Raw genomic sequence first — 10,869 nt, 5'->3', positions numbered from 1 at the left:
ACATAGGTATAGGCCATGATATATCCTGGAAAACCCAAAGGTAAAATCAACAACCATTCAAAATACCTTCTACCTGGAAATTCATAATTGGAAACGATCCATGCTGTACTGACCCCCAATAAAAATGTAAGCAAAGCTACTCCGATCAATAACATGATCGTATTTTGAAAATAACCAAAAAGGAGGTTGTTGGCAATATGCAGCCAACTACCCCCCGGTTTGTCAAATAATTTGATAAATATGGTGAACAGAGGTGTGGCTACCAACAATAAAATCAGTAGGGAATAGCCGGTCCACTTATTCCACCAATAATAGCTTTGCTTTACTGTTTTCAAATCGACTTTTTATTTCCACCCGACTCTATCAAAAACCATTACAGCTTCTGAATTATTTTTTCCCAAAACAGAAAGATTCAGGTTATCAGACTTGAAACTCCCCCATGCTTTTAACAGTTCAGAGAATTCTGTATTGGGATTGACAGGATATTCAAAATTTATATTTGCCAAAAATTCTTGGGATTGAGATTCTGAAAGGAATTCGATCAATTTGATGGCATTTTCTTTATTGGGCGCGTACTTGGTCACTCCAGCCCCTGAAATATTTATGTGCGTACCTCTGTCTTCCTGATTAGGGAAGAAAACAGCGATTTTTTCAGCTGCCTTTCTTTCTTCTTCATTAGAATCATTCAGCATAATTCCTATGTAGTAGGTGTTGACAATTGCCACATCCCCTTCTCCGGATGCCACAGCCTTTACCTGATCCCTGTCAGATCCTTTGGGATCCCTAGCCATATTGGCCAAAAGACCTGAAGCCCACTCCTGTGCACCTTCGGCACCATGATGGGCAATAATAGATGCCAATAGGGATTGGTTATAGATATTTTCAGAAGATCTGGTCAATACACGGCCTTTCCATTCAGGAGCAGTCAAGGCTTCATAAGAACTCAATTCTTCTGGTTTAACCCTTTCTTTGCTGTAAGCAAAAATTCTGGCCCTGTATGTGAGCCCAAACCAGTAACCTTCTGGATCCCTAAATTTTGCGGGTATATTGCTTTCCAAGGTTGGTGAATTGATGGCTTGTAGCAATCCTTTTTCTTGCGCACGATGGAGACGGCCCGCATCCACGGTGATCAACACATCTGCGGGTGAATTAGCTCCTTCAAGCTCCAATTTTTGAATAAGCTCATCGGCAGATGCAGAAACCACATTGACTTTGATTCCTGTAGCTTCGGTGAACATATCAAAAAGCTTTTGGTCTGCTTCGTAATGTCTATGCGTGTATACATTTACTTCTTCCTGATTCTCTCCAGTTCCACAGGCAAAAAACAAAATGCCGCCCAAGACGATTAGTAATGATTGTAGAAATTGTTTGAACATAGCTTTAGATGATTTAGAGGGGCGAAAATAATCATTATTTAAATCAAATCTAAATAAAAAGAAAAAGATTTTTATATTTGTGGGCTCCAAACTTTAGGAGGAAACATTGTGGGAATTAAGAAGTTATTTTGCTTAATAGTAAAAAGTCATGACGATTCAGCAACTGGAATATATCATCGCAGTAGATAAATACCGGCACTTTGGACAAGCCGCAGAATCCTGTTTTGTGACGCAACCTACATTGAGTGCTCAGGTCAGCAAACTAGAAAAAGAGCTGGAGGTTATCCTATTTGACCGCTCAAAGATGCCCGTGATTACTACTGAGATTGGTGCACAAATTATTGAGCAGGCCAAAAGGGTGGTTTCTGAGAGCAAAGGCATTTTTGAATTGGTTGCCCAGTTGAAAGGAGATATCAGTGGTTTGATCAAAATCGGAATTATTCCCACCCTGGCTCCCTATTTACTGCATCGTTTTATTAAAAGTTTCCTTGAAAAATACCCTAATGTAAAATTACAAGTTGAAGAAACTGTCACAGAAGATATTATTCGCAAACTCAAAAATGATGAATTGGACTTGGGCATTGTGGTAACACCCTTGAATGAAAACGGCTTACTGGAAAAACCCATATTTTATGAGAAATTCTTGGCTTACATGTCCAAGGACCACGAGCTTCTAAAGAAAAAGCAAATTGGAGTAAAAGATCTCAATACCGATGACCTTTGGATGTTACAGCAGGGACATTGCTTCAGAGATCAGGTCATAAATCTTTGTAATCAATCCAAATTTCAAAAACTAAATTTCCATTATGAAAGTGGCTCTTTGGAAGGGCTGCGTAACATGGTCAACCAATATACTGGCATCACCTTATTACCAGAACTGGCTACGCTAGATCTAAAAGAGGAGGAGAAATCCAGGTTAAGGCGCTTTGAAGAAGAAGAACCTATCCGGGAAGTCAGCATCATTTTGACGCGGAGCTTCCTCAAGAAAAAATTGGTGGAATTACTCTATAAGGAGATTGCGGACTCCATTCCCCAAGATATGACATCCATCGCTCATGGCAAAGTGGTCAAATTCCGATAACAATTTTCTCAAAAGAAAGCATTGTCAATCACAGTGATTATTTATTTTTAAGGGGATGTTAAAAAAACCGGTATTTCTTATTCTTTTACTTTGTACAATAAACCCTGCCTTTTCCCAAAATTTGGCAAAAAGATACCTGAACAGTATTTTTAATGACACCACTGATATTTCCCAATCCCAATTTCTGGTTTATCCCACCTTGGCCTATGCCCCAGAGACCAGCTGGGAAATAGGCCTTTCTTCCCTTTATGTTTATTATGCTAAAAAAGATACGGCCAATCGGCTTTCTGAAGTAAATGGTTTTACCTTTCTGACCTTGGAAAATCAGTATGGGATTTGGTTTGACCATGCCTTGTATTCTGATCAGAACAAATGGTTTTTTCTTGGCCGGATCAGGATTCAGAGTTTTCCATTACGTTATCATGGCATTGGAATGGATACCCCCAGGGATTACCTGGCCCTCGTGGATGCCAATCAAATCATTATCAAAGAACGTATTTTAAGAGAAATTAGGAAAAACTTTTATGGAGGACTGGAAATTGACTATCAAAGGTTTTCAAGGGTAAGCTTTCTGGATGCTCCTGAAGCCCCCGCATATGAATTGCCCCTGGGTAATGAAGGTTCGGAAAATTTAGGTCTGGGACTTGGTTTGGTTTATGATGACCGGCACAATGTACTGAATGTACGCAAAGGGAACTTTATGGAGTTGGCCTACCTCAAATATTTACCATCATGGAGTTCATTTAATTTTAACACAATTATTTTGGACACAAGGTTATTTCGGCCAGTTGGTCAACATAATGTCTTGGCATGGCAACTTTTGGGGCAGTTTAATAGTGGTGATGTACCTTTTAACCAATTGGCTTTAATGGGGGGCGAGAGTATGATGCGTGGTTATTACCTGGGCAGATTCAGGGACAACAACCAATTGGCCACTCAAGTTGAATTCCGTATGTTGCCCTTGCCTTTAGGTTTTACAGACCGCTTGGGCGCCGCAGTATTTGCAGGAGCTGCAACAGTTTTTCCTGATTTTTCAAAAGCCGCTATCCACAAAGCCGTTTGGTCTGCAGGAGGAGGTTTAAGGTTTTTACTTTTCCCTAAAAAGGACATTTATACCCGATTTGATGTTGCCTTTACTCAGGAAGGCAGTGGTTTTTATTTATTTATTGGAGAAGCTTTTTAGAAGAGATACAAGAGGTGAGACACAAGACACAAAACTTAAGATTTAAAGCTTCAACAAATCCTTTTGTTACCTTTTGTCACTTTTGTGGTTCCCATTTTTTTCAGCTGTTTGGAATTTGCAACTCCAAACTTTGATGGGAATAAATTGGAGTTCACTCTATCCAGTCGCTTCTATTCAAATCTCGAAGGTGATAAAAATTAAGATTGGGTTGAATAAAAATTAATTAGGTCAATTCTACTTTTAGTTTTAAATTGAAGGTCGGTTAGTCATTGAGACTAACCTTTTGTTAATAAAACTTTTATTGTATGGTTGGAGTAAATGCGCACTTTACTAAAGTTAACCCTTTTTTAATGCTACTGTTTTGCTTTTGGGCATGTGCGGAAAAGGGGTCAGAAGAAGGAACGGCAAAATATTCAAATCTTACCTTCACAATGGACACTGTTTTGGTGGATTCCCGGGATGAAATCCTGATGGCAGCTACCAGTCCGTATTCCCACTCAGTAAGTAAGGATTTGAAAACCTTATTTTACTGGGATTTCCAAGGTTCACAGATCGAGGTGATTGACCTGGAAAAAATGGCCTTGGTTGAAAAAATACCCTTAGAAAAAGAAGGCCCAGACGGAGTAGGCCAAAATGGGTACTTGATGTTCTTATTGGAAAATGGAAATAGGGCTTTTCTAGGTTGGGACAATAGAATTGCCATTGCTGACACAGAAGGTAATATCATCAAAAGGATTAAATTGGATGAACCTTGGATGACCGAGGGAATAGAGGACTTAGGTACTTTATCTTTTATAGGTTTTTCGGAAAATGGCAGCAAAATCTATTGTAATTTTTCTAACTATGAAAAACTACAAGCCAAAGTGCTTGAATTAGACATTGAACAGGAAAAAAGAAGGCTTATTGAAATTCCGTATTTTGAAAAAATGGACAAATTCCGGGTCAGTTGGACTTCAGACAACGGGTCAACCAGGTCCATGACCTATCCCTCACTGAGCATATCCTCTTGGAAGGATGAATACCTTTTCACCACCAATGTACTCAACAGCATTTATCGCTTCGATCCAAGAGAAGAAGAAGCCATTCTTATCAAATATGAAAATACCTTAACGTCCAGTGAAAAGACCGGAACATATAAGAATGAGGTAGCTTCACAATCAGAGATTCAAGAAGTAAGTTCAAAAATCAGAGAAGAGATCAATTTCCTAGTGCCCATTTGGGATGAAAAAAACGAAGTTTTCTATCGCTTTTCTTACTATACCTTACCCCGCATTGCAGACGAAAGCATCAAAAGCAGGACCTTTCTCAGCATCTTGAATACTGACTTTGAATTAATCGGTGAAAAAGAAGTGACAGACTTGGGACTGACGGTTTCACATGCTCAATTTGTGAAAGACGGACAGATCTACTTCTACCTAAACCTGGAAGATGAATTGGCTTATATCCGATTGACCATCAATTAAATGCCATGACTATGAAAAAAATTTGTTTCCTATTGTTCTGTGGGCTCCTTTTTGCATGTGGGGATAAGAAAAGTTCGGAAAAAGCGGCACTTACCCAACTCGACTTCAAGTTGGATACCCTTCTGATTGATGCAGGAGAGGAGTTCTTTTACCTTCGGGATAATTTATGGCTTTCCGACCTTTCACATGATGGGCGCTTTCTTTTCAATTACAACAGAACTGATGCGGTAATGGAAAAGATCGATTTGGACCAAGGGGTATTGGTCAAGAAAATCCAATTTGAAAAAGAGGGACCTGATGGCATAGGCGACTTTATTTCAAATTTCTCCCTTACAGCTGATGAACAGTTTATCGCTTGGTTTTATGGGCTGAGCAAAATCTTCACCCAAGAAGCCAAAGTGGCCAGAGATTTGAAATTGGATAAACTATTGGCTGCAGATTTTTCAGAATATGATATCTATCCCATGTCAATTTTTGAAAGCCCGGATGATCCCAATAGATTTTTTGGTTTTTATGTACGGTGGAGCGATATGAGTTATTACCTGATGGATTTTGACCTTGAAAATGAAAGCTTCAGGAAGATCGAAATTCAGGATATGAATAAAATCATGGACTTTTCTACCGACCTGCTTTATGATGGCCAAAAAATGGGATCTATGGGTTCAGGAGCTTACGCCCTGTCCAAAGGTAACCAAATTGTCGTTTATAATAATTGTTTCAATGAAGTCTACATTTACGATGCAGGGATAGACAGCCTTTATAGAAAAGGATTGGAAAGTCCACTGCTTGGAGATAAAAAAACCTACCTTCCGCCCAAGGAAGTAGAAGGGGAGTCCAACCAACAATGGGAAGTGGAAAGGAAGCAAAGGGAAGACATCAATTTTGGATCTATCCACTGGGATAGACAAAACCAACGCTTCTTCAGACTTTCTTTTAAAGAGAAGTTTGGGGAAGAAATGACAGAAAGACGGGGCTATCAACCCATTGGTGCAGAGGTATTTTTAAGCGTATTTGATCAGGATTTTAATTTGATTGCCGAATCTTTGGTTCCGAACTTAAACCAAAGGCCTGCCAAACAAATTGTAAAAGATGGACAAATCTGGATTTTTGAGAATATGGACGATGAAATTGCTTTCTTGAGGCTTGAAATTTTAGATAAGTAAATTAAAATGGTGAAGTAATTATCCAAATCTGAATAAATCACTATTGCTCTTTATTTTTGCCTTGTCTATTTATTCACCATCCTACACTATTTATCAATCAGCTCTGCCCCAATCCCATTGCTTTCTGGGAAAGTGACCTTTTCCGGAGTGATAACTACGCCCTTGGCAATATCCCTGGCCAATAACATGGCCCCATCCATATCCACATAATCCAACAGGGGAGCAATATGGGCAATAGCGGTAATACCCACTGAGGATTCAGTCATGCAGCCTACCATTGTTTTCATGCCCAAGGATTTGGCCTCATGGATCATTCTCAAACCTGGGGTAATCCCTCCTGCTTTTACCAATTTTACATTGATCCCATGAAATAGGCCATGGCACTTTCTCACGTCTGCTTCCACAATGCAGCTTTCGTCCGCAATGACGGGAAGCTTGGAATATCGAAAGACCTCCTTCATTCCCTCCAAATCATCCTTTCCCAAGGGCTGCTCCATGAATTCCACATTGAGTAGGGCCAATTCCTCCGAATAACGAATGGCCTGTTCGGCTGTCCAGGCACAATTGGCATCAATGCGGAAAGTAGCGGCAGTATGCTTCCTTAATGCTTTGATAATTTCCAGGTCATAATTTGTGCCCAATTTAATTTTATATAAAGGCCAATCTACCTCTTTCATCTTTTCTACCATTTTATCGATGGAATCAATACCAATGGTAAAATTGGTCAAAGGGATATCTTTTGGATCCAAACCAAGGTATTCATATAATTTTTTACCTTTTTTCTTGGAATAAATATCCCAGGCAGCCATATCCAAGGCACATTGGGCAAATGGATTGTCCTTGAAAATTACTTGCCCCATCTCCCACAGTTCCTCAGGGTTTTGCCAATTCCCTCTTTCAGCAATGGCCCTTGATTCCTCTAAGCGCTCCATGATATTTTCTGCTGTCATCCCGTAAAAAGGGTTGGTGGTCGTTTCACCCAGACCAAAAATGCCACCGTCTTCTAACTTTACGATAATGGTATCCTGCACATCACGGCTTTGATGGGCAATGGTAAAGGTATGCTTTAGGGGCAAATCACGGGAAAAGAAGGACAGCTTCATGGAGATTATTTTGGTTTTGATACAAAAGTAAATTTATTTTTTTGTTGAAGTTCCTAACTTAGGCGGATAATTGTCACCAAAATCCCTACTATGAAAAGATTTGTGCTCTTCAACACTACCGCCTTAGTAAGTCTTGTTGTTCTTTTAGCTACAGCATCCTGTGGACCTCAGGAAAAAGCATTTGATGTGGCATTAGATCAACTTGAGAAAGCCTATGATACCTATAAAGAAGTTTCAATCGATCACAGAAGGTTTAAGCATCAGGAGGTAATACACTTGGTAACAGAAAGAAAAGGTGACTTCCAGGTCGAAGCAATCGGAAAATCGGTCGAGGGGAAAGATATTTACCAGATGACCTGGGGCAATGGGCCCTCAAAAGTGATGCTATGGTCCCAAATGCACGGAAATGAAAGCACGGCCACCATGGCCCTGTTTGACCTTTTCAACTTTTTGGAGGGAGAAAATGATGGATTAGAGGCCATCAGAGAAAAATTAAAAGAAAAATTGACCTTACGCTTTATTCCCATGGTCAATCCGGATGGCATGGACGAATGGATCCGTAGAAATGCGTTGGATATAGACTTAAACAGGGATGCAATCAAACTGGCATCTCCAGAAGCCGTTATCTTAAAAAATGCCAGAGACACTTTTTCTCCGGAATTTGGCTTCAACCTCCACGATCAGCAAATCTATTATACCGCAGGAGAAACTCCCACACCTGCATCCATTTCGGTATTGGCTCCGGCTTACAACTATGCAACTGAAGTGAATGAAGTTCGGCAAAAAGCCATGCAGGTAATCGTAGGAATGAATAGAGTCATGCAAGAACTTGCTCCTGGACATGTAGGCAAGTACGACGATGCTTTCGAACCCAGGGCTTTTGGGGACAATTTCCAAAAATGGGGCACGAGTACCATTCTTATTGAATCCGGTGGTTATCCCAATGACCCGGAAAAGCAGGAAATCCGCAAAATGAATTTCATTATCATGTTGCATGCCCTCATAGAAATTGCAGACAAGAATTACACACAATACACCCTAAATGAGTATTACAGTATTCCGGACAACGCCACCCGGCTCATGGACTTGATATTGAGAAATCTTACCATGGAGAAAGAAGGCCACGTCTATGATATAGACCTGGGTATAAGAAGAAGAGAAGCGGATGCCCATGGTTCCTATTTCGTCAATGGCGCGGTGGATGATATGGGCGACCTGTCCATTTTCTATGGCTTTGAAGAACTCGATGTCTCGGGAATGGAAATCGTGGAGGGAAAAGTTTTTGAAACACCATTTACTTCTGTAGGAGAAATCTCCCAAGAAAATGCATTGGACCTATTAAAGGAAGGTTATTTATCAATTCAAGTCAAAGAAGCAGCTGATCGGGAATTGCACCATTTACCGCTTCTAGTACTAATTAGTGGCAATAGCATTCCAAACGGAATCCGATTGGGAGGCAACCCTAACTTTTTCCTGGCACAAAACGGAAAATTAAAATACGCCATAGTAAACGGGTACCTGATAGATTTGGAAAGGCCTTTGACCAAAAAACTAATGCAGCGGGTACAGTAAGTCTTTGGTTTTTACAGAAATCCTTCAATTTAGTTTCTTTATTTACTATATTATAGGATTCATTGCTAAAACATAATTATATGACATTACTTATCATAATTGCCGTAATCTTGGCGCTGGCTTTTTACGTGATCGGTATTTACAATAGACTTATCAAGTTAAGGACAAACGTTTCTGAAGCATGGAGTGGTATTGATGTGCAGTTAAAGAAAAGGTATGATTTGATTCCCAATCTTATTGAAACTGTAAAAGCCTATGCTTCCCACGAGCGGGAAACCTTTGAAAGTGTCACCAAGGCCAGGGTGGCTGCCATGGGTGCCAACGGGGTAGTAGATCAACAAGCTGCAGAAAATCAATTGACCAGATCTTTATCTGGACTATTTGCAGTAGCTGAACGCTATCCGGATTTGAAGTCCAACACCAATTTCCTACAGATGCAACAGGATTTGACAGCTGTGGAGCAGGATATTGAGCGGTCCAGGAGGTATTACAATGGATCGGTTAGGGATCAAAACATCCTGATTGATTCCTTTCCCAGCAATTTTGTGGCAAGTTCTTTCGGTTTCGAAAAATCTGCATTTTTTGAATTGGAAAACGAGGGAGAGCGGGCAGTTCCAAAAGTCAGTTTTAAATGAAAACCTATTTTTGGATTTTTTTTCTTTTAGCAAGTCAGCAAATATTTGCGCAGGAGGAGTACATAAGATCCTTTCATTCGGACCTTAAAATTGATCGCTCTGGAGTATTGACGGTTACAGAAACCATTGAAATTTTTGCCGCAGGAAATCAAATTAGAAGAGGAATAGTACGGTCCTTGCCTTTGAGTGGCACTGACTATCGGCATAAAAAAGTCAAAACAACTTATCGGGTAATCGGTGTAGAAATGGACGGCAGTTCTGCGCCATACCAAACCAAAAGACAACAGGGAAATCTGGATATTTACATAGGCGACCAAAACAAACTTTTAGAACCCGGCTGGTACACTTTCATGATTACTTATAGTGCGGAAGGTCAATTGGGTTATTTTGAGGATTACGATGAGGTGTATTGGAATGTGAATGGATTCGGTTGGGAGTTCAGAATTGAAAAAATAACGGCTAGCATACAGCTACCAACCGGCGAAAATTTTGACGAGTTAACCTGTTATACTGGGTATTTCGGTTCATCTGATAAAAACTGCAATTCCGAATTACTTCAAGATGGAAGGGCCTTTTTTAGTGCTGAAAATATTTCAAAGTTCCAGAATCTAACCGTATCAGCCGGCTTCCCCAAAGGGGTTGTTCCATCGCCTCCACCTCCTGGTTTTTGGGAAAAGTTTGGCTATTTGCTGGTTGTTCTTCTGGGCAGTTCATTGCTTTTAGCTTATTACTTTCTCACCTGGAAACGTTTTGGAATGGATCCTCCCAAACCGGTAGTGATTCCAGAGTTTGATCCGCCTTCGGGCCTATCACCAGCTGCAGTAGGAATGATCCATAGGGGTTTTTTTCACAGCAAACTTATAGCAACTTCTTTGGTTAATTTGGCTGTAAATGGATTAATAAGGATTGAAGAAAAAAAGACAAAAGGTATAATGGGATGGTTTTCTACCACCTATTTTGAACTTTTCAAATTAAACGAGCCGGATGCAGAACTCCCGGAAGAAGAAAAAAATATGCTGCAAAGGCTTTTCCCCTCTGACAGCACATCACTTAAAATAGAAGGAAAATACAGTTCCAGCATGGCTGCCATGTATTCCAATTACCGAAATACTTTGAACAGTGCCCATAAGCCCATGCTTAACCAAGGACTTAATTGGAAGTTCTGGATTCCTCCGGTTTTATTTTTTTTGGCGATGATGTTGATCTCCATATTTTTTGATTTCTCAGGTTTTCCTTATAATCCTGAAAGCAAAGCTCCTATTTTGTTTTTATTAATCGTTTTGACTTTCTTTT

9 protein-coding genes and 1 pseudogene are annotated in these 10,869 nt (G+C 40.1%); 7 read left to right on the top strand and 3 right to left on the bottom strand.

What is annotated here, in order from left to right:
• Positions 1 to 335: pseudogene (locus tag QZT73_RS06480) on the bottom strand (iron ABC transporter permease); the annotation flags it as partial.
• 9 nt (positions 336 to 344) lie between these two features.
• Positions 345 to 1,376 carry a Fe(3+) ABC transporter substrate-binding protein gene (locus tag QZT73_RS06475; protein ID WP_291781437.1) on the bottom strand — a complete coding sequence of 344 codons (1,032 nt, stop codon included), beginning with the start codon at positions 1,374 to 1,376 and terminating at the stop codon, positions 345 to 347.
• Positions 1,377 to 1,524: 148 nt separating this feature from the next.
• On the opposite strand from QZT73_RS06475, the gene QZT73_RS06470 reads away from it, so the two are divergent.
• The 4 genes from QZT73_RS06470 (at position 1,525) to QZT73_RS06455 (ending at position 6,266) form a co-directional block, all read left to right on the top strand.
• On the top strand, positions 1,525 to 2,457 hold the full coding sequence (locus QZT73_RS06470; RefSeq protein WP_291781434.1) for a LysR substrate-binding domain-containing protein: 933 nt from the start codon (positions 1,525 to 1,527) through the stop codon (positions 2,455 to 2,457).
• 55 nt (positions 2,458 to 2,512) lie between these two features.
• Complete coding sequence (locus QZT73_RS06465; protein ID WP_291781430.1) at positions 2,513 to 3,640, top strand: BamA/TamA family outer membrane protein; 1,128 nt, start codon at positions 2,513 to 2,515, stop codon at positions 3,638 to 3,640.
• Positions 3,641 to 3,990: 350 nt separating this feature from the next.
• The gene (locus QZT73_RS06460) at positions 3,991 to 5,103 is read left to right on the top strand and encodes a DUF4221 family protein (RefSeq protein WP_291787271.1); all 1,113 of its coding nucleotides are present in this window, start codon (positions 3,991 to 3,993) and stop codon (positions 5,101 to 5,103) included.
• Between the two features lie 11 nt (positions 5,104 to 5,114).
• The gene (locus QZT73_RS06455; protein ID WP_291787268.1) at positions 5,115 to 6,266 is read left to right on the top strand and encodes a DUF4221 family protein; all 1,152 of its coding nucleotides are present in this window, start codon (positions 5,115 to 5,117) and stop codon (positions 6,264 to 6,266) included.
• An 86-nt stretch (positions 6,267 to 6,352) separates the two neighbouring features.
• Here the strand turns inward: QZT73_RS06455 and QZT73_RS06450 are convergent, their stop codons facing one another.
• Positions 6,353 to 7,369 (bottom strand): dipeptide epimerase, encoded by a 1,017-nt coding sequence (locus QZT73_RS06450; RefSeq protein ID WP_291787265.1) that lies wholly within the window; start codon positions 7,367 to 7,369, stop codon positions 6,353 to 6,355.
• 90 nt (positions 7,370 to 7,459) lie between these two features.
• Here QZT73_RS06450 and QZT73_RS06445 point away from each other — a divergent pair, with 90 nt between their 5' ends.
• The 3 genes from QZT73_RS06445 to QZT73_RS06435 all read left to right on the top strand — a co-directional run.
• Complete coding sequence (locus QZT73_RS06445; protein WP_291787263.1) at positions 7,460 to 8,941, top strand: M14 metallopeptidase family protein; 1,482 nt, start codon at positions 7,460 to 7,462, stop codon at positions 8,939 to 8,941.
• A gap of 80 nt (positions 8,942 to 9,021) precedes the next feature.
• Complete coding sequence (locus QZT73_RS06440; protein ID WP_291777919.1) at positions 9,022 to 9,576, top strand: LemA family protein; 555 nt, start codon at positions 9,022 to 9,024, stop codon at positions 9,574 to 9,576.
• The coding region (locus QZT73_RS06435) for a DUF2207 domain-containing protein (protein ID WP_291787260.1) at positions 9,573 to 10,869 on the top strand (1,297 nt) is incomplete at its 3' end. The genes QZT73_RS06440 and QZT73_RS06435, both read left to right, overlap by 4 nt.

The sequence above is a fragment of the Cecembia sp. genome (genome assembly GCF_007126775.1).
Taxonomy (GTDB): domain Bacteria; phylum Bacteroidota; class Bacteroidia; order Cytophagales; family Cyclobacteriaceae; genus Cecembia.
Note: the sequence above shows the minus strand (reverse complement) of the source record. Positions and strands in the feature narration are given on the sequence as shown.